At 43.3% G+C, this 22,271-nt stretch carries 23 protein-coding genes, 1 rRNA gene and 3 other annotated features; of the genes, 1 reads left to right on the top strand and 23 read right to left on the bottom strand.

Going from position 1 to position 22,271, the window contains the following annotated elements; translation table 11 throughout:
* Positions 1–35 precede the first annotated feature (35 nt).
* The 12 genes from spoVG to metG all read right to left on the bottom strand — a co-directional run bounded on the left by spoVG (position 36) and on the right by metG (position 11,306).
* Positions 36–329, bottom strand: coding sequence for a septation regulator SpoVG (gene spoVG / locus CEF17_RS16835; RefSeq protein ID WP_054637341.1), 294 nt, complete (start codon positions 327–329; stop codon positions 36–38).
* A gap of 146 nt (positions 330–475) precedes the next feature.
* Positions 476–853 carry a RidA family protein gene (locus tag CEF17_RS16830; RefSeq protein WP_100400539.1) on the bottom strand — a complete coding sequence of 126 codons (378 nt, stop codon included), beginning with the start codon at positions 851–853 and terminating at the stop codon, positions 476–478.
* Positions 850–1,692 (bottom strand): pur operon repressor, encoded by an 843-nt coding sequence (gene purR / locus CEF17_RS16825; protein WP_054637339.1) that lies wholly within the window; start codon positions 1,690–1,692, stop codon positions 850–852. The genes CEF17_RS16830 and purR overlap by 4 nt, the downstream gene beginning before the upstream one ends.
* A 59-nt stretch (positions 1,693–1,751) precedes the next feature.
* Positions 1,752–2,615 (bottom strand): 4-(cytidine 5'-diphospho)-2-C-methyl-D-erythritol kinase, encoded by an 864-nt coding sequence (ispE, locus tag CEF17_RS16820; protein ID WP_100400952.1) that lies wholly within the window; start codon positions 2,613–2,615, stop codon positions 1,752–1,754.
* Positions 2,616–2,750: 135 nt separating this feature from the next.
* Complete coding sequence (locus CEF17_RS16815) at positions 2,751–2,927, bottom strand: small, acid-soluble spore protein, alpha/beta type (RefSeq protein ID WP_054637338.1); 177 nt, start codon at positions 2,925–2,927, stop codon at positions 2,751–2,753.
* A gap of 123 nt (positions 2,928–3,050) precedes the next feature.
* Entirely contained in the window at positions 3,051–3,305 is a 255-nt protein-coding gene (locus CEF17_RS16810) for a Veg family protein (protein WP_100400538.1), read from the bottom strand.
* A 346-nt stretch (positions 3,306–3,651) separates the two neighbouring features.
* Positions 3,652–4,527: a sporulation peptidase YabG gene (yabG, locus tag CEF17_RS16805; protein WP_100400537.1), complete on the bottom strand. Its 876-nt coding sequence runs from the start codon at positions 4,525–4,527 to the stop codon at positions 3,652–3,654.
* Positions 4,528–4,620: 93 nt separating this feature from the next.
* On the bottom strand, positions 4,621–5,502 hold the full coding sequence (gene rsmA, locus CEF17_RS16800) for a 16S rRNA (adenine(1518)-N(6)/adenine(1519)-N(6))-dimethyltransferase RsmA (RefSeq protein WP_100400536.1): 882 nt from the start codon (positions 5,500–5,502) through the stop codon (positions 4,621–4,623).
* Positions 5,499–6,065, bottom strand: a complete 567-nt coding sequence (rnmV, locus tag CEF17_RS16795) for a ribonuclease M5 (protein WP_100400535.1) — start codon at positions 6,063–6,065, stop codon at positions 5,499–5,501. The genes rsmA and rnmV overlap by 4 nt, the downstream gene beginning before the upstream one ends.
* A gap of 713 nt (positions 6,066–6,778) precedes the next feature.
* On the bottom strand, positions 6,779–8,065 hold the full coding sequence (locus tag CEF17_RS16785) for a G5 and 3D domain-containing protein (protein ID WP_100400533.1): 1,287 nt from the start codon (positions 8,063–8,065) through the stop codon (positions 6,779–6,781).
* 300 nt (positions 8,066–8,365) lie between these two features.
* A complete protein-coding gene (locus tag CEF17_RS16780) occupies positions 8,366–9,133 on the bottom strand; it encodes a TatD family hydrolase (protein ID WP_100400532.1) in 768 nt (255 codons plus the stop codon).
* Between the two features lie 145 nt (positions 9,134–9,278).
* Positions 9,279–11,306 (bottom strand): methionine--tRNA ligase, encoded by a 2,028-nt coding sequence (gene metG, locus CEF17_RS16775; protein ID WP_100400531.1) that lies wholly within the window; start codon positions 11,304–11,306, stop codon positions 9,279–9,281.
* 760 nt (positions 11,307–12,066) lie between these two features.
* Here metG and CEF17_RS16770 point away from each other — a divergent pair.
* Positions 12,067–12,360, top strand: a complete 294-nt coding sequence (locus CEF17_RS16770; RefSeq protein ID WP_054637334.1) for an AbrB/MazE/SpoVT family DNA-binding domain-containing protein — start codon at positions 12,067–12,069, stop codon at positions 12,358–12,360.
* A 130-nt stretch (positions 12,361–12,490) separates the two neighbouring features.
* On the opposite strand, the gene rsmI is transcribed toward CEF17_RS16770, so the two are convergent.
* The 11 genes from rsmI to rrf form a co-directional block, all read right to left on the bottom strand.
* Positions 12,491–13,366 carry a 16S rRNA (cytidine(1402)-2'-O)-methyltransferase gene (rsmI, locus tag CEF17_RS16765; protein ID WP_100400530.1) on the bottom strand — a complete coding sequence of 292 codons (876 nt, stop codon included), beginning with the start codon at positions 13,364–13,366 and terminating at the stop codon, positions 12,491–12,493.
* A complete protein-coding gene (locus CEF17_RS16760; protein WP_100400529.1) occupies positions 13,363–13,626 on the bottom strand; it encodes a GIY-YIG nuclease family protein in 264 nt (87 codons plus the stop codon). Before CEF17_RS16760 ends, rsmI begins: the two co-directional genes overlap by 4 nt.
* On the bottom strand, positions 13,613–14,353 hold the full coding sequence (locus CEF17_RS16755; RefSeq protein ID WP_100400528.1) for a tRNA1(Val) (adenine(37)-N6)-methyltransferase: 741 nt from the start codon (positions 14,351–14,353) through the stop codon (positions 13,613–13,615). The genes CEF17_RS16760 and CEF17_RS16755 overlap by 14 nt, the downstream gene beginning before the upstream one ends.
* 86 nt (positions 14,354–14,439) lie before the next feature.
* On the bottom strand, positions 14,440–14,790 hold the full coding sequence (gene yabA, locus CEF17_RS16750; RefSeq protein WP_100400527.1) for a DNA replication initiation control protein YabA: 351 nt from the start codon (positions 14,788–14,790) through the stop codon (positions 14,440–14,442).
* A 28-nt stretch (positions 14,791–14,818) separates the two neighbouring features.
* Positions 14,819–15,634, bottom strand: a complete 816-nt coding sequence (locus CEF17_RS16745) for a PSP1 domain-containing protein (protein WP_100400526.1) — start codon at positions 15,632–15,634, stop codon at positions 14,819–14,821.
* 1 nt (position 15,635) lies between these two features.
* A complete protein-coding gene (gene holB / locus CEF17_RS16740; protein ID WP_100400525.1) occupies positions 15,636–16,619 on the bottom strand; it encodes a DNA polymerase III subunit delta' in 984 nt (327 codons plus the stop codon).
* Positions 16,620–16,634: 15 nt separating this feature from the next.
* The gene (locus tag CEF17_RS16735; RefSeq protein ID WP_054637330.1) at positions 16,635–16,964 is read right to left on the bottom strand and encodes a cyclic-di-AMP receptor; all 330 of its coding nucleotides are present in this window, start codon (positions 16,962–16,964) and stop codon (positions 16,635–16,637) included.
* 167 nt (positions 16,965–17,131) lie between these two features.
* Positions 17,132–17,770 (bottom strand): dTMP kinase, encoded by a 639-nt coding sequence (tmk, locus tag CEF17_RS16730; RefSeq protein ID WP_100400524.1) that lies wholly within the window; start codon positions 17,768–17,770, stop codon positions 17,132–17,134.
* Between the two features lie 5 nt (positions 17,771–17,775).
* The gene (locus CEF17_RS16725; protein WP_100400523.1) at positions 17,776–19,224 is read right to left on the bottom strand and encodes an aminotransferase class I/II-fold pyridoxal phosphate-dependent enzyme; all 1,449 of its coding nucleotides are present in this window, start codon (positions 19,222–19,224) and stop codon (positions 17,776–17,778) included.
* 70 nt (positions 19,225–19,294) lie between these two features.
* Positions 19,295–19,501 (bottom strand): sigma factor G inhibitor Gin, encoded by a 207-nt coding sequence (locus CEF17_RS16720; protein ID WP_054637325.1) that lies wholly within the window; start codon positions 19,499–19,501, stop codon positions 19,295–19,297.
* A 440-nt stretch (positions 19,502–19,941) separates the two neighbouring features.
* Positions 19,942–20,058, bottom strand: a 5S ribosomal RNA gene (rrf, locus tag CEF17_RS16715).
* 91 nt (positions 20,059–20,149) lie between these two features.
* Positions 20,150–21,019 (bottom strand) — a sequence feature (23S ribosomal RNA rRNA prediction is too short).
* A gap of 1 nt (position 21,020) precedes the next feature.
* Positions 21,021–21,773: a sequence feature (23S ribosomal RNA rRNA prediction is too short), on the bottom strand.
* A gap of 11 nt (positions 21,774–21,784) precedes the next feature.
* Positions 21,785–22,223: a sequence feature (23S ribosomal RNA rRNA prediction is too short), on the bottom strand.
* Positions 22,224–22,271 lie beyond the last annotated feature (48 nt).

The following is a 22,271-nucleotide window of genomic DNA, read 5'->3' as shown; positions in this document are numbered from 1 at the left end:
AAATTCTGCAAGGCCGCTTGGCGTGTAAGTATAAATTAAGAAGCTCCAGCTTCTTCGAATTCTACGTTTTCTAATTCTCCCTGACGTTCGTACTCACCCAAAACAGCTGTTTGGATCTTTTCACGCGTTTGTGAAGAAATAGGGTGGGCGATGTCTCTAAACTCTCCATCCGGGGTACGTTTACTAGGCATAGCTACAAACAAACCATTATTCCCATCAATCACACGAATGTCATGAACAACAAACTCATTATCAATTGTAATAGAGGCTATCGCTCTCATTCTTCCATCGGTATTTACCCGGCGAAGTCTTACGTCTGTCACTTCCATTCTGTCACCACCTTTTGCCAAATAAAAGTCTTGATACTCAAATTCAACGACTAAGGCAGCAATTCCTTCTTTCCTTTCAGAAAAATAATATTTTTTTGTTCCTTTTATTTTTCTGAAGAAAAGAAGGGTGGATTCAAATGGTTCTTCTACCCTTTTACCAGGGCAGTTACTTCAATTTCCACAAGCACATCCTTTGGAAGACGTGCCACTTCTACACAAGAGCGAGCTGGCTGATGCTCACTGAAATATTCACCGTATATTTCATTGATCAATGGAAATTCATCCATATTCTTTATAAAAACGGTGGCTTTTACCACAGTATCCAGTGATGCTCCAGCTTCAGCAAGGACAGCTTTAAGGTTTTGAAAGACCTGATGGGTCTGCTCCTGAACTCCGCCTTCTACGATTTCCATTTCCGGAGTAAGAGGAATTTGGCCTGAACTATAAAATATATTGTTTACTATAATCCCTTGACTATAAGGACCGATGGCTTCTGGCGCCTTGGTCGTGTATACTTTTTTCATGCTTTGACCACCTCTTTGATTTTGTCGAGACAATTTCCTGGTACCACTTTTATTTCTTTTTGTTTTTCATTTACCTGAGCCAGTCTGGTGATTGAAACGTAATCGGTAACAAGGCGTTCTTCCACATCTTCTGCTTCTACAAGAACACCAATCCCGACCACGTTGGCGCGGAATTCCTTCAAGAGATCCATCATGCCTAAAGCAGTGCCTCCCGCTTTCATAAAGTCATCCACAATTAATACATTGGCTCCTTCTGGCAGACTGCGGCGGGCAAGAGACATGGTTTGAATCCGCTTAGATGAACCAGAGACATAATTAATGCTTACCATTGAGCCTTCCGTAACCCGATGATCTCTTCTCACGATGCTTACTGGCACGTCCAAATAGGAGCCTACAGCATAAGCAAGCGGTATTCCCTTGGTAGCTACAGTCATCACTGCATCAATCTTCTGATCTGCAAATACAGCTGCATATAATCGTCCAATTTCATTCATTAACCGGGGATAACCCAGAATATCCATCATGTATAAATACCCGCCTGGCAACAGCCGCTCCGGATCTTCTAGCTTTCTGCAAAGGTTATAAATAATCTCTTCCCCTTCTTCAGGAGCAACAGTGGGAACATATTTCACCCCGCCGTTTGCACCGGGAATAGTTAAAAGAGATCCGATACTCTGTGATTCAAACATCTCTTTTACGATACCTAAATCTTCACTTATTGAAGATTTAGCAGATGTGTATCGATCGGCAAAATAACTTAACGAGATTAACTGGTGCGGATGCTGTAAGAGAAAATGAGTCATGTCAACTAAACGTCCGCTGCGTTTCATTTTTTTCATAAGCCCCTCCGGAAAAACCGAATATTTTAGTTTAATATACCATCTTTGTACGGATTTTATCAAGTGTTGGGCTGACTAATTAAACGGACGGCATAGACTTGGTCACAAAATCCTCTCAGGGCATTATATACACGATGAACTCTTGCTTCTTTTTGAATCAGACCGAAAACAGTAGGCCCGCTTCCGCTCATTAATGCTGCATCAACACCGGACTTTTCCATTCGCTTTTTTATTTGTTTTACCTCTGGATGCATCTTCAGCGTCACGTCTTCCAAATCATTAGAAAGCATGTCGCAAATTTTATAATAATCATGTTCTTCAATGGCTCTCTTCATGATATCCGAACAATTTGGCTTTGAATGATCGATGCTGAGTCGTCGGTACACATCGGCAGTAGATACTCCAATCGGAGGTTTTGCCAGGATTACCCAGCAAGGCGGCGGCGAAGACAGTGGCTGAATAATTTCTCCTCTGCCTGTAGCAAGGGCTGTCCCTCCGTAAACACAAAACGAAACATCGGAACCGATTTCTGCCCCCAGGTCAGCAAGCTCTTCTTTGCTTAAATGAAGGTCCCAAAGGATATTTAATCCCTTTAACACAGCAGCAGCGTCACTGCTTCCTCCGGCTAAGCCTGCAGCTACCGGGATGTTCTTTTTTATGTAAATTGAGACCCCTTGATTCACAGTAAATCGCTTTTGCAGCAGGGCAGCAGCCTGATACGCTAAATTCCGGTTATCGGTTGGAACTAAACCTGAGGACATCTCAACAGTGATTTTAGTTCCTTCTTGGCTTTGAAGTTCCACCCTGTCAGCAAGATCAACCTGTGTCATAACCATTTTGACTTCATGGTAGCCATCTTCCCGCTTGTTCAGAACATCAAGGGATAAATTTATTTTGGCAGGAGCTTTTACAGATAGCTTCACGTTCCATTCTCCTTCATTTGCTTTGTTTCCTTTCATAATGCTTATCATCTGTCCATTTTAGTCGAAAAATGAAGCCATGTACAGAAAAAATAGGGGTCAGGCAAGAATGCCTGACCCAAAACCAGCGGTGTAATGTTACTTCTTTCCTGCCATCTGTTCTTCGGCCATTTCTATTGCACGTTTGACCATGTTTCCTGCATCACGAGATTTGATTCCACCCCATCCTTCTTTTTGCACGGTTTCATAAAATCCCAGATCTTTGGCCAATTCATACTTGAAATTCTCGGACATGATTCCTCGTCTGCGACTCAAGGCCACCAGCCCCTTTTTTCACCGCTGGTCAAGAATAGTATGAGCTTAAACAGACATAAATATAGCTTTCTGCCCAAAGAACAGAAAGCCATCTTCTCCCATAACTGGGAGCTGGTATGTTTATTATGCTTGCAGCTCTTCTTCTTCTGTAAGCGTGAGCTGAACCGTCTTGGTGAGCACGTCTGTGTAACTGTAGGAAATTCTTTCAATTGGATATTTTTCCCTATCCAGCTTAACAATAAAAACTGAAGGATATGTCTCTTCAATCAGCCCAGAGCGTTCTACAGTCTTTCTTCTTCCGCCGTTCGCCTTTACTGTCACTCGTTTACCTACATTGGCATCTAAAGCTTGTTTAATTTCGACCAGCGTTTTTCCCATAGTAATACCCACCTCACTAATATGAATTGTATCACTTCACCTTCACATTGTCAAATAAAATTTTTTATTATAACAGTGTTTTGAAAGTGTTGTCAATAACCTTTAACTCTCTCCATCTGCTACTGCTTTGTTTAGTCTGTACCACTTTCTCAAAAATATGTAAAAAACTAGAGATTATTTTTATTAATTAAAAGAGTTTTCGATAAATACATACATTCTTCCACATTATAGAGGATTTTTTTCCTTGGCTTTCTCGACACTCCTGCCTTTTTTCCTTCGATAAAAATTTTTTTATTTTCTCCTTTCTGAAATAAGGAGGCGTACAAAAAACCGCTCACCTTTTTGGCTAGCGGTTCGATGGAGAATCTTCACTTTTCCACGGTACGCCTCTGCGAAGCACTCCTTTTGTCTCCAGTCCTCCCAGTCCCTCTTCACCGGTTATGGTATTCCGGATAAGCTGAAGGATACTCACTTGATCCATGAACGGTGTTAAGCTTATTTTGGCAGCAATATAAACCGGATCCAAGGCATGGATGTTGACTCTATTCGGAGCACTGGCAAAGTTAGCCCCTGCTTTAATCAGCCACTCAAAATATGACTGGCATGCCCCTGCAAAGATAACGAGATCATCCAGCTGGGGTACAATGTTTCTCGCCTCCCGTACTGTCTGGCCAAACGCTTTTGAATGCCGGTATGCCTTAAGGTCATTTTCTTCTCCTCTAGAAGGCAGATAGGCATCGTGGCCGGTTATTACTAAAATATCCGGGCGGACCATATGAAGAAGAGAGGCCACTTGATTAGGCATTTCTTTTTCAGGAAGATGGACACCATACACCGGAATCCCCAAACGATCATATAAAGCCGTACACTTTTCCAAATAAGAGGGGTCTCCATCCAGATGGAGAACCCTTCCTCTCATTTCAAAATAAGGAGTCGATGAGGAATAACTATCCGTTGTTTCATACTCATTTCTTTCTTTTAAAAGCCTGCATTCCTGACGGAAAAGGCGATAGCAGTTTTCCTCTTTTTCTTTGGATTCCTTCTGACGTTTTTCTCTTTCTTGATCGTCAATTTTTTTTAAATCCGACAACGGAGAATCCGCCTGAAGCCGAACCTCTTCTCCAATCAGCTCGGCTTTCCCATCCTTAACCGCCGTAATTCTAAACAAAATATCGCAGTTATACGAGTATCTCGCTACCAAGTCACCTGCTTGAAAGCCCATTAGACACTCCTCCTTCACCACATAGCCTATGCACGGCAAAAAGAGGTGTGCCTGCCCACTCTGTAATTAGTTTATTTTGGTGATCCCTTTGGATTACCCTTGATTATAAAGGGGGTACAAAGCAAAACTTAAGCGAGAGAACTCCTCCATGGACAAGGTTTCTCCCCTCCGCTGAGAATCAATGCCTGCTTCTTCCAGAGCCTGAATAATTTCCGGTTTTTGTTCCTTGCTTAACAGATTATGCTGAAGATTGTTCAGAAGGGTTTTGCGTCTTTGGGCAAAGGAGGCTCGTACAACCTGAAAATAAAAATCCTTATCTGGAACTTTTATTGGGGGCTCTTCAAGAAGCTCTAAGTGAAGGATAGCTGAATCAACATTAGGCTGGGGAACAAAGACTGTCTTTGGGACAGTCATCACTTTCTTTGCTTTCGCGTGATACTGAACAGCAATAGATAAAGAACCATAATCCTTGGTACCCGGCTTTGCAGCAATGCGATCCGCGACTTCCTTTTGAATCATGACTGTGTAGCCGCTGACAGGAAGGTCCTGCTCCAACAAAGACATAAGAATAGGAGTTGTAACATAATACGGGAGATTCCCCACGACTCCCACACGTCTTACCTCTTGCATATCGTTTTCTATTACTGACTTCACATCAGCTTTTAGTATATCTTGTTGATGCACCGCGACATGGCTGTAGGGAGCTAACGTATCTTGCAAAATAGGGATAAGACGCTGATCAATTTCAAAAGCCGACACCTTTTTTGTTCTTTTAGCCAGCTGTTCTGTCAATGCCCCTATGCCGGGGCCAACTTCAATTGCTCCATCCTCTTCCGTCAGGCCTGTGGCATCTACAATCTTTCTCAGGATGTTCACATCAATCAGAAAGTTTTGTCCCAGGCTTTTTTTAAATGAGAATTTATGATTGTTAAGTATTTCTCGCGTGCGAATGGGAGTGGCGATGTCTTTTGTCACTTTGTATCTTCCTCCTCTATTACCGTCATAACTGCTCGGGCGAATTCATCCTCGGTAATACAAAATACTTCCAGTCTTTTTAAAAGCTGCTTCCCGTTAGCGTATCCTATGCCAAGCTCCTCTCCCAGCCGTTCTCTTCTTTTTCGTGCAAAAGGTCCGGCCAGGAGCCCTGCGTCCATTAAATCCTGCTGGCTTATGGTTTGAGAGGTTTGTTCTTCACTCTCAGTTCTGACAGCCGCGAGAGCTTCCCTGATTGCTTCGGGAGAGGCGTGCTCTACTCCGATGCTGCTTCCTTTGTTCTGAGAAAGGGCTTTTCGTTTTGGCAGGAACGCATGCTTGCAGCCTGGAACCGCTTCACTTACTATTCTGCGGATCCGATCACCAGGTGTGTCCGGATCCGTAAACACAATCACTCCTCGCCGTTCCATGGCAAGCTTAATCCTCTTAAGGACCCCGGGGGATACGGCAGAACCATTTGTTTCTATTGTATCTGCATCCACTGCCTGTTTAATCGCCGTTGTATCGTCTTTTCCTTCCACTACAATACACTCTTTTATTTTCATGTTTCCTCCAAGTTTACTCATTTACACTTCAAAGTCCAAAAGTCGTTATCTATTATACATGAAAGGCTTTATCTCTTTCTTTATTTTACCCCAAAAAAGCTGATCCCTATTGAGCAAGCGCCTTCTTCTTTAGAAAACTGCTAAAAGCTGTGATTTGCAACCGCTGGGTGGAGGTGCTTTTACAAAACAGTACAAGTACGTTCTCCGTTCAACCTTCCCTTCAACTCCAACCATGGCCGGCAACACTTCATCCTATTGGAAAATTGTCATTTCCTAGGGACGTTGCATTCTTATTTCTATTAGGAATAACAGTTCAGCAAAAAAAGGATTCTCCGCTATGATGAGGGAGGTCCAACAACCCATCACCAAAGGAGAATCCTGTTTGAATCGTACTCAACATGGTCGTATTATTCCAGTTTTAACATCACTTTCGTAATTGGCACCTTTATGGCGAGGATAAATCATTAAGCCTTGCCAGATATAGAGGGGAAATGGCTTATATATGACAAGTTTCCCAACCCTTTTAAGACCTTCCCCTGTGGGTCCAGTAACGCACTGAATTATATGTGAAACAGTTTGACGACTGTCTTCGGAAGTCACATGAACACAGACCATTCACCTCGTCCTCTTCAGCTATTGCTTATCCGGCTGCAGTTTACAGGCATTCATCTGAAGAGAACTCAAGTCAACTTGGCTGAGGGCGTCCCGTCCGTTTAATCAATGATTGTAACTTCTACCGTTCTGCGGCCGAAGCTAGTGGCATCAGAAGTGGTAGGCACATGAAGGTCAATACGGTTTCCTTGGATGGCTCCTCCTGTGTCACCAGCCACAGCCCTCCCATATCCCTCCACATGTACTTCACTTCCAAGTGGGATCACATCGGGGTCGACCGCTACCACCTTTTTATCTGGATTATTACTTAGGTCTATTCCCGTAGCCGTCTTTCCACTGCACCCATTACAGTCCGCTGTATAAGCAGTCGCTTCCATCGAAACAGTTTCTTCTTCCTGTGAGTCCTGCTCAGGTTCCGGACCAGAACTGCTCTGTGCTGAAGAAGTGCTGTTCGTGGAGGAAGGAGAGCTGTTTTGTTCAGGTGCTGATCCTGTCTGCTTGTTGCTTTGCCTTGACGTTGATGGCTTGCTTCCTATTGTTACCAGCCTGTCCTTCTTTTCTTTCACTTTTTCTTCTTTTACAAGTTTCCTTGACACCTCTTCTCCATCTTCAAGAACCACTTCATACTTCTTTTCAAGAAGACCTTTTTCTCCTTTTTCGTTTATTCTTTCCTTTCCCCTTTCCAGACTGTCATCCTTGGAAGTCACAGTTTTAAAATCTATCTCTTCTTCCACTACATCGGTGGTTTTTTCTACCCTGGTCACTTGAACTTCTGTTTCATTCGTAAGCTTTTCCTTGAGATCCGGTTTTACCCGATCGTCTTCCTCAAGGGTAACCTCAGCTTCCTGTAAAAAATCAGCGACAGTAGTCGAAGTGGTATGATGCTCTTTTTCTTGACCATCGACAATTACACTTACTGGAAAAGCTTGTTCGTACGTCAACGCTAATCCTTCTTCCACAGTCTGGTCAGGTTCATGACTAATGTAGTCATGCTTATTTACTTCTAATTCTAATTCTGATGTTAAATCTTCAACTGTTCGTGCTGTCGTCCAAACCTCGTCAACGTCATCCCCTATCATTACTTCAACTTGTACAGCCCTTGTCCATTCAACCGACATATTGTTTTCTATCGAAGAGGTAAGGTCAGGGCTTACATCATCAGCATCTTTCACTTGCAGCCCTTGCTCCCTAAACAATTCCTCTACCGTTTGGGCATGAGTGGCTGCTGTTATTTCTTCCATTTCATCAATCACAATGGTCACTGAAGACTTTGCCATTTCATATATCCCATATGTAGAAATAGAAATTACCAGCATAAAAGCAAATAAGGCCATCAGCTTATTTCTCATGCTCATTTTTAAAGGCATGAGTCTCTGCTTAAGGTCCATATTTTCATTCTCCTCCTAACTAGCGTGCTCTTTTTCCATAAGGTGTAACAAATATATAAAGAGACTTAGGGTCTCCCTTTTAATTGCCGTGTATAAATGTACTGTTCTATACAAGATCAGAAGTTTAGCTTCTTCCCCTCCTTATGTCAATAAAAGAAGCGCTGGCATATGTTGACATTATGCAAAAAACAATGAAAAAGGAGAAGAAATAATTATCGACTAATTCAGCATTTGTAAGGATTCCTAAAGAAAAAAACTCACGTTTGGAGGAGAATGTACAAGATCCGCTATCAAAATTACTTAGTTAATGTTGAAAAGTTTTTTTGCATTGCTTGTCGTTTGCTCCGCTACTTCTTCAAGAGAGATTTCTTTCAGCTCAGCAATTTTCTCGGCAACAAGCTTCACGTAAGCAGGCTCATTTCTTTTTCCTCTGTATGGGTGCGGAGCAAGAAATGGACAGTCCGTTTCAACAAGAAGCTTATCCATGGGAATTTCCTTTGCTACTTCCTTTGGCCTTTTAGCATTTTTAAAAGTCACCGGTCCGCCAAAGGAGATATGAAAATTCATTTTCAAGCACTCTCGGGCGATCTCTAAACTTCCCCCAAAACAGTGCATAATTCCTCCTACTTCTTCTGCTTTTTCTTCCTTGAGAATATCTACTATATCCTGATGTGCATCTCGATCATGAATGATAATTGGAAGGTTCACTTTCTTTGCAAGTCGTATTTGCTTTCTAAAGACCTCTTTTTGGACCTCTTTTGGTGATTTATCCCAATAATAATCGAGCCCCATTTCTCCTAATGCTACGACTTTAGGATGTTCAGAAAGCTCCTCTAACCATTTCAAGTCATCTTCTGTCATATCTATCGCATCAACGGGATGCCAGCCTACAGAAGCAAAAATAAAATCGTATTTCTCGGCTAGGAACAGAGCTCCTTTGATTGTTTTGCGGTCAAACCCGACCACATTCATCAAACGAACTCCTTCCCCCCGCGCTTTTTCAATGACTTGTTCCACATCCTCTTCAAATTGATCTGCATTCAAATGAACATGTGTATCAAATAACATTATGAAACCTCCTCAGCTCTTTTGTTCAGCTTCTACCATCTTTGTACTATACATAAGCCCTGGGCTTTTCTTCAAGAATCGTGTGTAAGCCCATGTAGTACCATTGATAAAAAAGTCCGGCAATAGCCGGACTTCTCTTACTAAATTAATTCACTTTCGCTCCGTTTGGAAGACTGTCATCAATGGTTGCCAAGGTAAGCTTCTTTCCTTCTGATCCGGCAAGAATCATGCCTTGTGACATTTCGCCTCGAAGTTTTACAGGCTTTAAATTCACTACGCAGATCACTTTTTTGCCGATGAGCTCTTCAGGCGTATAATATTTTGCAATGCCAGAGACAACCTGGCGTTTCTCGTAACCTAAATCTAGCTGGATCTTTAACAGCTTGTCTGCTTTTTTGACTGGCTCTGCTTTCAGCACTTCTGCTACTCGCATATCTACTTTAGAGAAATCATCTATGGTGATTTCAGTATTTTGTGCGTTTTCTTCCGGGACTTTCATTTCACTTTTCTCTTCTTCATTTGTTTTTACTACTCCGCCCATATCGTGAATAATATTAGCGGTTTCTTCTTTTACATCAAGACGAGGGAAGAGAGGTGTTCCTTTTTTTACAACGGTAGTCCCTTCCGGAATCTTTCCAAACTCCTTCATGGTTTCCCACTCAGTTAACTCATTTGAAATCCCAAGCTGCTTCCAGATCTTCCCTGGCGTTTCTGTCATGAATGGCTGAATAAGAATGGAAATATACCGCAGGGATTCAGCAAGATGGTACATCACCGCTCCAAGCTGTTCTTTTTGTCCCTCATCTTTTGCTAGAATCCAGGGCTGTGTTTCATCAATGTATTTGTTTGTTCTGCTCACCAGCTGCCAAATAGCCGTAAGAGCCACAGAAAATTCCATGTCCTCCATTGCGTTCTCGACTTTCGTAACCGTGGCGTTTACCAACTCTACCAGCGAGTCATCAAAAGAAGTTCCGTCCTTTAAGTACGCTGGTAAGGCTCCTCCGAGATATTTATTAATCATAGCCACAGTTCGGTTTAGTAAATTTCCAAGATCATTGGCTAGGTCATAATTCAACCGATCTACGAAGCTTTCCGGAGTAAAGACTCCGTCAGATCCAAATGGCACTTCACGAAGAAGATAATAACGAAGGGCATCCAGGCCGTAGCGGTCAATTAATGGGACAGGGTCTACGACGTTCCCCTTGGATTTCGACATTTTTCCGTCTTTCATAAGCAGCCAGCCATGGCCAAACACTTTCTTTGGCAGCGGTAGATCTAAAGCCATAAGCATGATCGGCCAGTAAATAGTGTGAAAGCGTACGATCTCCTTTCCAACTAAGTGAACGTCTGCCGGCCAGTATTTCTCATACAAATCAGGCTGATCTGTTCCGTATCCTAATGCTGTGATATAGTTAGACAACGCATCAATCCATACGTACACGACGTGCTTAGGGTCGCTTTTTACAGAAACTCCCCATGAAAATGCCGTTCGTGATACAGCCAAATCTTCAAGTCCCGGTTTAATAAAGTTGTTAATCATCTCATTTTTTCTTGTTTCCGGCTGTATAAACTGAGGGTTTTTCTCGTAAAACTCAAGCAGCCGGTCAGCGTACTTGCTCATTCTAAAGAAGTAAGACTCTTCCCTCACTTTTTCTACTGGCCTGCCGCAATCCGGACATTTCCCATCTTCTAGCTGGTGTTCTGTATAAAAGGATTCACAGGGCGTACAGTACCAGCCCTCATAGTGGTCAAGATAAATGTCTCCCTGCTCTTTTAGCTGCTCAAAGATCTTTTGAACTACCTTTTTATGACGGTCCTCGGTCGTTCGGATAAAATCATCATAGGAAATATCAAGTTTATCCCATAGATTTTGAATGCCACTTACAATCTCATCAACAAATTCCTGTGGACTTTGGCCTTTTTCTTCAGCTTTCCTTTCAATCTTTTGACCGTGTTCATCGGTTCCTGTTAAATAGCGCACATCATAACCACGAAGACGCTTGTATCTTGCCATGGCGTCTCCAGCTACAGTCGTATAAGCATGACCAATATGAAGCTTGTCACTTGGGTAATAAATAGGAGTTGTAATATAGAAGGTTTCTTTTTGCTTTGCCATTTTATTTCCTCCTTCATGTATTTGATATTTGGTGTTCTTTTCATCTGCCTGCTTCATACCTCTCACCTTCCAATCTTACATCCTTGTTAAGAAGGCGAGAGTCTAAACAAAGAGAGATGCTTTCTTTTCTCTAAAAAGACATAAAAAAGCCTTCATCCTGCTAAGGGACGAAAGCTTCGCTCACGTGGTACCACCCAAATTTCTTTGTTTCATGTGAAACAAAGGTCTCTTCTCACTGCTCTGCTGCCAGACATATTTGCAGTGTTCCATATAACGCTGGAGACGTTTCACCCTTGTTAACTTTCAACTCGAAAGAACTCCTCTTGGGCCCATTTTCTGCGGGTCTGCCTCACCGGTTCTCACCTTTTCCGGCTCTCTGTGAGAAGCTTCTTCGCATACTCTACCCTTCATCGGATTTACATCTATGGTTTCCATATTTCCTGTCTTTTAAAAAAACTATATCGAAGGAGAAGAACATGTGTCAAGCTTCCTTAAAAAGGATACGAAGAATTATTTGTAATTTCCATTTTTTCGTATCCGCTGATTTTTAGTATCGGTGCATTTTGTCGAAAATTATTAATCATAGTTTGCTAGTTTATATCAATAAAGAGATTACATTTACATTATACGCCTTTATAAAAAGCTATTTTTCTATTATTCCTATATATTTTCAATTTCTTCAAATTTCTTCAATATTTTTTTATGCATAATAATTGACGTCTTTTCTAAAGATTGGTATATTTAGAAAGAAGAAAGAGAAAATTGTCGAATATTGACTCTTCCTACAAAGCTATGAAAATATAAGGAGGATTTATTAATGAAATCTACTGGTATTGTACGTAAGGTTGATGAGCTTGGCCGTGTAGTTATTCCTATTGAATTGCGTCGTACGTTAGATATCGCAGAAAAAGACGCTCTTGAGATCTATGTAGATCATGACCGCATTGTACTAAAAAAGTACAAGCCTAATATGACTTGTCAGGTTACTGGTGAAGTGTCTGATGACAACGTATCCATTGCGGACGGAAAGATTATCTTAAGCCCTGAAGGCGCAGAAGAAGTAATTAAGGATCTTCAGTCATACGTCGATAAGCACAAAACAAACGCATAAGCTTTATAGATAAAGAGATTACAAGCTTACACTTACACATGTATTTTTATAGATAGAGAAAAAAAGGCAAAGCCTCTTCGAGCTTTGCCTTTTTTATTGTGGCTTAGAACCTTTGTTTTCCATACACCTTTTAATCTAACTCGTGAAAAGCCGAGTAGACTTCACGCTTTGGAACCTCTCTATCCTTTGCAGCCTGCTTTATTGCCTCTTTTGAAGACATCCCTTCCTCGATGTAGCTCTTCACATGCTCAGCAGGACCCAGATCCTGCCACCACGCCTGTTCTTCAACCGGAGCTTTCCCAGTCATCTGAACAATGAGACAGCACTCTCCTTTGACCGGCTCTTTTTCTAAAGCTTCCCTGATGGTACTAAGGGTTCCACGGAAAATTTCTTCATGCCGCTTAGTTAACTCTCTGGCAAGGGCTGCTTCTCTGTCTCCCCACTGTTTTTCAATATCTTCAACCGTTTTACCAATACGGTATGGGGATTCGTAAAAAATAACCGGGCCAGCAACATAGGAGAGTTTATCCAGGATTTCTGCCTTCTCCTTGTTTTTTCTTGGCAAAAAACCATAGAAGTAAAAGGGACCCCCTGCTAACCCTGACGCAATAAGGGCAGTGACAGCAGCATTTGCGCCAGGAAGAGGTATCACAGAGAAACCCGCACGAACACAGGAAGATACAAGCTCCTGTCCTGGATCTGAAACGAGTGGAGTGCCAGCATCACTGACCAAGGCTACTGTTTTCCCTTCTTTTAAATAGCCCAGCACTTTTTCTTCTTTTTGTTCTTTATTATGTTCATGATAGCTGTCAAGCGGGCCGGAAATTTCAAAGTGAGTACAAAGCTTTCTCGTCTGCCTTGTATCTTCAGCTAAAATCACATCTGCTTCCTGAAGGATACGAACTGCCCGGAAAGTCATGTCTTCCAGGTTCCCTATGGGTGTCGGCACAAGATATAAGTGGCCTTTATCGGCCTCAGCTGTATGATAGCTTTTTTGCTGGTTCATTTACTTTCCCCCGAATCAATTAAGTTTTTCTTCTGGGCTTTGGTTAGTTTTTTTATTGCTCGTTCAGCTTTCAGAGCTTCTGACTTTGTGGAAAAAGAACTTTCATACACAAGGGAAAGAGGTGCTCTTCCCCTTGTATATTTCGCTCCCTTTCCCATCTCATGTGTGGTCAGCCTTTTTTGCACATCTGTAGTGTAACCGGTGTAATAAGTGCCATCCCCGCACTTTAAGATGTACACAAAGTGCTTATTTTCCTTCATAATAATTTTGAAACTCCTTTGTATAGCTTCCTTTTTCATCGTAAACAAATAGAGGAGGAAGGCAGGCCAACCCTGGCTTTCCGTCTTTTATTCCTTCGAGAAGAACGATATTTGCATCTCTGTCTTTCTTTGGGTGAATAAACTTCACTCTTTTTGGTGCTATTCGATGCTTCTCAAAAAGCGTTATCATCTCTGAAAGCCGCTCTGGGCGATGCACCATGGCCACCTTACCTTTTTGCTTTACAACTTGGCTGCATGCCTGAATGACTTCTTCCAGACTGCAGTATATTTCATGGCGGGCAATAGCAAGGTGTGGATTTTCATTATATTCTTTCTCTCCTTTTGTAGCAAAATAAGGAGGGTTGCACGTCACCAATTCAAATTTGGCAGCCCCTGCTTCCTTTGCCACCGTAATGATATCTCCTTGCTTGATTGTCACTTGGTTATCTTTTTTATTGATTTGCACACTTCTTCGAGCCATATCACACAGCAGCGGCTGGATTTCCACACCAAGGATAGGGACCTGGCTTCTTTCTGTAAGTACAAGGGGGATAATGCCATTTCCAGAGCAAAAATCTATGATATTTCCTTTTGTACGCGGTACTGAGGCAAAACGGGCCAGTAATACTGCATCAATGGAAAAAGAAAATACTGAAGGGCTTTGAATAATTTGAAGCCTTCCTTTATTAATGTAATCAAGCCGTTCGCCCTCTTTTACCTCTTTCATTCCTTCTCCTCCTTTCTTTTACCTTGTTTCTTTATAAGTAAATTATCCCTGAAAAAAGGCCTTCCCATCATGGAAAGGCCTCTTCGTTATTTTTGATTTAAAAAGGATAGGCAAAAGAGACAATCTCCATCTACCCGCAAGCTTCCGTAATGGAGGTTGCAGATATGGAACCCTTCATGGTAAAGGCGGGCGAGATTATCATATCCTTCTCCAGGATTTGCTTTAAGGTGGGGAGTTGGTTTTTCAGTCTCTTTCTTCTCTGCTTCTTCTTCCTTATTGTCAAGCCTCTTTCGCAAGTGCTTGTTTTCAAGCATGAGAGCCTGGTTTTCCTCTATTAACATGACAAGCTGCTCTTTTAATTCTCCTAACTCATCGTGCAGAGCTCCTATTCTCTCTTCCATATGAATGACCTGGGAGAAAATCTCTTTTTTGTTCACTTTTTTCCCACCTCGCCATCCTTTCGCCTTAGCTCGTCAAGGAGCCTTCATCCATTATTTCTTCCAGGGAGTATTCAAGAACCCGGTCGGGGTCACTGAGAGATACTTGGATTACTCTTTCTAAGATATTTAAACCAATGACTTTTCCTTTTCCATCCGGTGTTTTAATTTGCTGGCCTACATCAGGCAACTCCTTCTTGGCTGTTTCATATGTGTCATTTTCGTATTTTAGACAGCACATTAAACGACCGCACAAACCAGATATTTTTGCCGGATTTAAAGATAAGTTCTGATCTTTTGCCATCTTGATTGAGACTGGCTCAAAATCTCCCAGGAAAGTTGAACAGCACAGTATACGTCCACACGGCCCTACGCCACCGAGCATCTTCGCTTCATCACGTACACCAATCTGACGTAACTCAATTCTTGTCCGGAAAATAGAAGCAAGATCCTTGACGAGTTCCCTGAAATCAATACGCCCATCCGCAGTAAAGTAGAATAATACCTTATTTCGGTCAAACGTATACTCTACTTCCACCAGCTTCATATCCAGCTTATGTTCATTAATTTTGCTAACGCAAACATCATAAGCTTTTTTTGCAAGCTGCATGTTTTCAGCCACATTCTGATTGTCTTGTTCTGTGGCCAGTCGAATCACTTTCTTCAATGGGAGCACCACATCGTCTTCTCCTACTTCTTTTGTTCCCAAAACGACTTTCCCATACTCTATGCCACGGGCTGTCTCAACAATCACCCATTGTCCTTCTTCTATAGCTAATTCACCAGGTGAAAAATAATATATTTTCCCTGCTTTTTTAAATCGTACTCCTACCACTTGATGCAAGTTACAATCCCTCCTGTAAACGGAGCAGTAAACGCTCCATTAAGAGCTGTGGGTTAACATTGGCCTGCAGCTGCCGCTTCGCTTCCAGTACAGCCTGTAACTGGCTGGTAACCTCAAGTTCTGTCCGTTGAAAGGCTTCTGCCTTCAATTGATCCCGCTGTTCTGGAAAAGCCAGACCTGTTTCCTCATGTCGTACAGTTAGAAGGTCTCGGTACCAGAAGAGAAGCAAATCTAACCCCGCATCCAGCTCTTCTCTATCCTTAAAATGGGCAAGCCACTTATCCTGCAGCGTTAAGAGCATTTGATGAGGCCTTTTTAACGCCTCTTCCGTCAATTGTATCACTAGACTTCTTCCTTGTACAATCCACTCTTTGTCCTCGTTATACCTTTCTAGGAGGTGGTCTGGAAGTCTGGCAAGAAGCGGTGCAACACTTTCACCGACGCCTTCGGATACAAGCAGTTTTGCTTTCCTTTCATAAGAAGGAGGAGCAAAGGTGAGAACCTGCGACCTAGAAATAACCGTTTCAAGTAAAAAATGGATATTCTCAGTAAGCAGAATTGCCAGCGTTTCGCCTTCTGGTTCCTCTAGAAACTTTAAGAGGCTATTGGCAGCACTTGCTGTCATTTTATCAGAGTCATTGACGATATAAACCTTTGTAGAAGACTCCATTCCTTTATATCCAAACTCTTTTTGAAGCTGTTCTACTTGGCCTTTTTTTATTGATTTCCCATCTGGCTCCACTAGAAGAACATCAGGATGATTACCATGTCTTATCCGTATGCAGTCTTTGCATGAGCCACAAGGAACCGTTCTATGATGTTTACCACAAAACATCCGCTGGGCAAGGAGGATGGCTGATTCCTTTTTTCCTGCACCTCTGGTTCCTTCAAATATATAGGCATGAGCCAGCCGATTTTTTTCAAAGCTTCGTTCAAGCATTTGAAAGACCGTTGGCTGTTGTTTTTTCATTGTCTCCCAATCCATAAGATCCCTCTATCATTAAAACTTTTCAAATTGTTCTACAGGCATAATAAACACTGTTGCCCCGCCCACTTGCACTTCTACAGGGTAAGGCACATAAGAATCAGCATTGCCTCCCATTGGTGAAACAGGAGCTACCAGTTGTTCTCTTGCTTTACAGTTCCCTTGAATAATCCCAAGAACGTCTTCCACCTCTTCGTCCTTCACCCCGATCAGAAACGTTGTATTGCCTGCTTTTAAAAACCCGCCTGTACTAGCTAATTTCGTGGCTTGAAAATTATTCTCCACCAGAGCATTAGACAAACGGTTACTGTCCTTATCTTGAATCACGGCAATAATAAGTTTCATATTAACCCCTTCCTTCGTAATAATCTCCCGTTTCAGGCTGCTCTCCCAATCTTGGATCGCGCCGGGGGTCGGAATAAGGAGAGCGCGGAAGCGAGACCTCTTTACTGTTATCTTACTGGATTGCTCTTACAATGAAAATCCTTTTTTTAAAAGAAGCAGGCTGCTGCTTACAAGTTCGGTAAGGCAGGAGAAATGATATGTTTTACTTCATCGAGAACGTTTTCTATCTCCCTGTTCGCATCTACCTTATGTATTCGTTCGGGGAATCTCTCTAACAATTTGTGATAAGCCTCCCGCACTTGATCGTGAAACTCAATTTTTTCCATATCTAATCGATTAATCTCGCGGCTGTTGTTCTTTTGGATTCTCCTCATTCCTGCCTGAGGCTCAATGTCCAGGTAAATGGTCAAGTCAGGCATGTATTGATCAATTGCAAATTCATTGATAGCGAGGACTTCCTCTATTCCTATTTTTCTAGCGTATCCTTGATAGGCCAGGCTGCTGTCAATGAATCTATCACAAAGAACAATCGCGCCTCGTTCAAGGGCAGGAATAACCTTCTCCACTAAATGCTGTCTTCTTGCAGCAGCATACAGCAATGCTTCTGTCCTGCCTTCCATTGCCGTGTTTTCGGGCGTCAGTATAATATGACGAATTTGTTCAGCAATATCTATTCCCCCGGGCTCTCTTGTTTTAATTACATGGTATCCAGATTCTATTAATTTCTCATAATAGGCTTCTATCACCGTTGTCTTTCCAGCCCCTTCGCCGCCTTCAAACGTCACGAATAAACCATTCTTTTTCATTTTCGTCATCCTTTATATATTCGTAGAGTCATACTCTTATCTGTCTCTTTTGTTCCTCCCTGAATTCTTCCACCTTCCTTAAGCCAGGCACTTAACGCATCCAACCGGGGACGGTCAATTTTCTCACCCTTTAACAGCAAAGGAACACCAGGGGGATAGGGAATCAGATCCTCTGCAGCTATTTCTCCTTCTGCCTCCTCAAGGGGACAGGAAATGACGTCTTTGTTTTCAAGTTCTTTTACCGGAAAAGAAAGCCTTGTGATAGGAGGAAACGGGAAGGACCAAACTCTCCTGAATGACTGGATCCCTTTGTAAACAGCCATTTCTTTCACTGCTTTTCTTATTTTTTCTGCTGCTATGTTCCAGGGGAAATCACTCGATAGAGGCAGAACCAATAAAACATGCCGGTGGTCAGCAAGTTCTGGATAGACCCCCTCTTTTTCCAAAAAAGATTGAAAAACCCATCCTGTCTGGGAGAAAGGAGCCTTGAGAGTGCATTTTAGAAGATCATCCTTTATGCCAGGAGGAGGAGACACGATATCCAATTCTTCTATTTGCTGGAGTTCTTGTCGAAAAGAAAGAAGAGAGTTTTTTATCTTCTGTTTGTCTTCTTTGGTTAAGATAGCCAGATAGCTTCTTGCAATATCCAGTGACATCATAATGGGATAAGATGGACTGCTTGATTGAAGCATTCCAGTATACTCCTTTGCTTTTTTCAAAAGTCTGGAGCTTCTTTTCACATGTAAAAATGCTCCCATTGTCATAGCCGGCAATGTTTTATGGGCAGATTGAACAACCATATCAGCCCCCTGATCCAATGCTTGTACGGGAAAAGGTTCTCCATAAACAAAATGTGCCCCATGAGCCTCATCTACTAACACTACTCCTTCCTGCTCATGAATATACTCAATAATGTTATGCAGAGGAGCAGCCCACCCGTAGTAAGTAGGAGATGTTAATACAAGCCCTTTGATTCCTTTATATGATTGAAAAGCTTCCTTTATCCTTTCGATCGTGACTCCAAGTGAAAGTCCTGTCTTATCGTCATAAATCGGCGATATAAATACAGGCTCGGCCTTAGCAAGCCTGAGACCGTTAATGACTGACTTATGAGCATCTCTTTGGACAGCTACTTTATCTCCTTCTTGAAAAGCAGACATGATCATAGCAAGGTTCCCTGCAGTCGAGCCACCCACTAAAAAGAAAGTTGATAACGTTCCGTATAAATCTGCTGCAAGATCCTGTGCTTCCCCTATGATCCCCTCGGGTTCATGAAGATCATCTAATCCCTCAAGTTCTGTGAGATCAAAAGGCAACAGAGAGGAAAAGTGTTCCTTGGAAGAGGTGGGAAATACAACTCCATTTTTGTGTCCTGGAACATGAAAAGAAAGAGGAGAGCTGCCTGCAAAAGCTGCGGCTTTGTCATATAGAGGACGTTTATATTGATTATTCATCGTTTACAATCCTTTTTTCATTCATTCCTTAACCATATATTCTTTTAAAAAAAAAGACAAGCCCTTCTCTTCAGGAAGTCAGCTTGTTAGTCTTTATTTCTCTAAGTCTTTCAATATAAAAGCGGTAATTTGGATCCTCAGTGGTCGCCTGCACAATATCCTGCTCACACTCTGAGCAAATAAAAGCTGTTACAATATGAATCCCTTTTTCCTTTTTTCTTTCACATATTAAACATAATTCGGTTACACTAGAATCGCTTTCATTTCTCGGTTTCATAGTTTTCACCCCTTACACATAGGATGGCCACTTTTTTGCTTCTTATACAAAGTCGTCACGATTTCACTTTGTTCTTCTAGTAGCATACGCGTCGACAACAAGGAATGTGCCTATTTTTTCCTTATGACCATAAGGAAAAAGCGAGTGCGACTTTTCTTCTGCCAAGACACCGAGAAACAGACTTTATTACATTTGTTGTAGATTTTCGTTAAAATCCTCAAGCATGGCCTCAGATTCCTTGGCGTAAGCACCCGGCAGGGATTCTTCGCATCGCATGCTATCCCCGAATCCATCTCGCTCTTTTATCTGCTCAACATTGGCCCGTAACAGAGCCTTCAAAAAAAATAGGTGCACAGCTTTCAGCTTTGAGTACTTCCAGGAGATGTGTTTTTTTGTTAGACATGAAAAAAGCACCCACAACGTGGGTGCTTTCAGAGTTTGCCTGGCAGCGTCCTACTTTCACAGGGAGTTGCCCCCCAATTATCATCGGCGCTGAAGAGCTTAACTTCCGTGTTCGGCATGGGAACGGGTGTGACCTCTTCGCTATCGTCACCAGACATAGAGAACATCGTTCTCTCAAAACTGAATAACAGAGAAGAAATAGAGTGTATCACCGAGGCGCCCGCCTATTTGTGTTAGGATAAGCCCTCGACCGATTAGTATCTGTCAGCTTCACGTGTCGCCACGCGTCCACCTCAGACCTATCAACCTTGTCATCTTCAAGGGGTCTTACTAGCTTGGCGCTATGGGAAATCTCATCTTGAGGGGGGCTTCATGCTTAGATGCTTTCAGCACTTATCCCGTCCACACGTAGCTACCCAGCTATGCTCCTGGCGGAACAACTGGTACACCAGCGGTGTGTCCATCCCGGTCCTCTCGTACTAAGGACAGCTCCTCTCAAATTTCCTGCGCCCGCGACGGATAGGGACCGAACTGTCTCACGACGTTCTGAACCCAGCTCGCGTGCCGCTTTAATGGGCGAACAGCCCAACCCTTGGGACCTACTTCAGCCCCAGGATGCGACGAGCCGACATCGAGGTGCCAAACCTCCCCGTCGATGTGAACTCTTGGGAGAGATTAGCCTGTTATCCCCAGGGTAGCTTTTATCCGTTGAGCGACGGCCCTTCCATACGGTACCGCCGGATCACTAAGCCCGACTTTCGTCCCTGCTCGACTTGTAGGTCTCGCAGTCAAGCTCCCTTTTGCCTTTGCACTCTTCGAATGATTTCCAACCATTCTGAGGGAACCTTTGGGCGCCTCCGTTACTGTTTAGGAGGCGACCGCCCCAGTCAAACTGCCCACCTGACACTGTCCCTGAACCGGATCACGGTCCGAGGTTAGAATTTCAGTACAGCCAGGGTAGTATCCCACCAGCGCCTCCACCGAACCTGGCGGTCCGGTTTCCAAGGCTCCTACCTATCCTGTACAAGCTGTACCAAAATCCAATATCAAGCTACAGTAAAGCTCCATGGGGTCTTTCCGTCCTGTCGCGGGTAACCTGCATCTTCACAGGTAATATAATTTCACCGGGTCTCTCGTTGAGACAGTGCCCAAGTCGTTGCACCTTTCGTGCGGGTCGGAACTTACCCGACAAGGAATTTCGCTACCTTAGGACCGTTATAGTTACGGCCGCCGTTTACTGGGGCTTCAATTCGAAGCTTCTCCCCGAAGGGGATAACCTCTCCTCTTAACCTTCCAGCACCGGGCAGGTGTCAGCCCCTATACTTCGCCTTGCGGCTTCGCAGAGACCTGTGTTTTTGATAAACAGTCGCTTGGGCCTTTTCACTGCGGCTCTCCGGGGCTTTAACACCCTAGAGAGCACCCCTTCTCCCGAAGTTACGGGGTCATTTTGCCGAGTTCCTTAACGAGAGTTCTCCCGAGCGTCTTAGAATTCTCATCCCACCTACCTGTGTCGGTTTGCGGTACGGGCACCTCTCACCTCGCTAGAGGCTTTTCTTGGCAGTGTAGGATCAGGAACTTCGGTACTATGATTTCCCTCGCCATCACAGCTCAGCCTTACAAGAAGCGGATTTGCCTGCTTCTCAGCCTACCTGCTTGGACGCGCATATCCAACAGCGCGCTTACCCTACCTTTCTGCGTCCCCCCATTACTCAAATGGTGAGGAGGTGGTACAGGAATTTCAACCTGTTTCCCATCGCCTACGCTTTTCAGCCTCGGCTTAGGACCCGACTAACCCTGAGCGGACGAACCTTCCTCAGGAAACCTTAGGTTTTCGACGGAAGGGATTCTCACCCTTCTTTTCGTTACTCATACCGGCATTCTCACTTCAAAGCGCTCCACTGGTCCTCACGATCCAGCTTCTCAGCCCTTTGAACGCTCCCCTACCACGAACACCTGATGGTGTTCATTCACAGCTTCGGTGATACGTTTAGCCCCGGTACATTTTCGGCGCAGAGTCACTCGACTAGTGAGCTATTACGCACTCTTTCAATGATGGCTGCTTCTAAGCCAACATCCTAGTTGTCTAAGCAACTCCACATCCTTTTCCACTTAACGTATACTTGGGGACCTTAGCTGGTGATCTGGGCTGTTTCCCTCTTGACTACGGATCTTAGCACTCGCAGTCTGACTCCCGAGAAATAAGTCTCTGGCATTCGGAGTTTGACTGAATTCGGTAATCCTGTAGGGACCCCTAGTCCAATCAGTGCTCTACCTCCAGGACTCTAACTCGAGGCTAGCCCTAAAGCTATTTCGGGGAGAACCAGCTATCTCCGAGTTCGATTGGCATTTCACCGCTACCCACACCTCA

The sequence above is a fragment of the Bacillus sp. FJAT-44742 genome (genome assembly GCF_002797315.1).
Lineage (GTDB): Bacteria > Bacillota > Bacilli > Bacillales > Marinococcaceae > Thalassorhabdus > Thalassorhabdus alkalitolerans.
This window is presented reverse-complemented; position numbering and strand designations above follow the sequence as displayed.

Excerpts from the sequence above, each read along its gene's own strand:
- spoVG (WP_054637341.1), bottom strand. The coding sequence starts at position 329 with ATGGAAGTGACAGACGTAAGACTTCGCCGGGTAAATACCGATGGAAGA.
- CEF17_RS16830 (WP_100400539.1), bottom strand. The coding sequence starts at position 853 with ATGAAAAAAGTATACACGACCAAGGCGCCAGAAGCCATCGGTCCTTAT.
- purR (WP_054637339.1), bottom strand. The coding sequence starts at position 1,692 with ATGAAAAAAATGAAACGCAGCGGACGTTTAGTTGACATGACTCATTTT.
- CEF17_RS16810 (WP_100400538.1), bottom strand. The coding sequence starts at position 3,305 with ATGGGAAAAACGCTGGTCGAAATTAAACAAGCTTTAGATGCCAATGTA.
- yabG (WP_100400537.1), bottom strand. The coding sequence starts at position 4,527 with ATGGGCTTTCAAGCAGGTGACTTGGTAGCGAGATACTCGTATAACTGC.
- rnmV (WP_100400535.1), bottom strand. The coding sequence starts at position 6,065 with ATGAAAATAAAAGAGTGTATTGTAGTGGAAGGAAAAGACGATACAACG.
- CEF17_RS16785 (WP_100400533.1), bottom strand. The coding sequence starts at position 8,065 with ATGGACCTTAAGCAGAGACTCATGCCTTTAAAAATGAGCATGAGAAAT.
- CEF17_RS16780 (WP_100400532.1), bottom strand. The coding sequence starts at position 9,133 with ATGTTATTTGATACACATGTTCATTTGAATGCAGATCAATTTGAAGAG.
- metG (WP_100400531.1), bottom strand. The coding sequence starts at position 11,306 with ATGAAGCAGGCAGATGAAAAGAACACCAAATATCAAATACATGAAGGA.
- CEF17_RS16770 (WP_054637334.1), top strand. The coding sequence starts at position 12,067 with ATGAAATCTACTGGTATTGTACGTAAGGTTGATGAGCTTGGCCGTGTA.
- rsmI (WP_100400530.1), bottom strand. The coding sequence starts at position 13,366 with ATGAACCAGCAAAAAAGCTATCATACAGCTGAGGCCGATAAAGGCCAC.
- CEF17_RS16760 (WP_100400529.1), bottom strand. The coding sequence starts at position 13,626 with ATGAAGGAAAATAAGCACTTTGTGTACATCTTAAAGTGCGGGGATGGC.
- CEF17_RS16755 (WP_100400528.1), bottom strand. The coding sequence starts at position 14,353 with ATGAAAGAGGTAAAAGAGGGCGAACGGCTTGATTACATTAATAAAGGA.
- holB (WP_100400525.1), bottom strand. The coding sequence starts at position 16,619 with ATGGATTGGGAGACAATGAAAAAACAACAGCCAACGGTCTTTCAAATG.
- CEF17_RS16735 (WP_054637330.1), bottom strand. The coding sequence starts at position 16,964 with ATGAAACTTATTATTGCCGTGATTCAAGATAAGGACAGTAACCGTTTG.
- tmk (WP_100400524.1), bottom strand. The coding sequence starts at position 17,770 with ATGAAAAAGAATGGTTTATTCGTGACGTTTGAAGGCGGCGAAGGGGCT.
- CEF17_RS16725 (WP_100400523.1), bottom strand. The coding sequence starts at position 19,224 with ATGAATAATCAATATAAACGTCCTCTATATGACAAAGCCGCAGCTTTT.
- CEF17_RS16720 (WP_054637325.1), bottom strand. The coding sequence starts at position 19,501 with ATGAAACCGAGAAATGAAAGCGATTCTAGTGTAACCGAATTATGTTTA.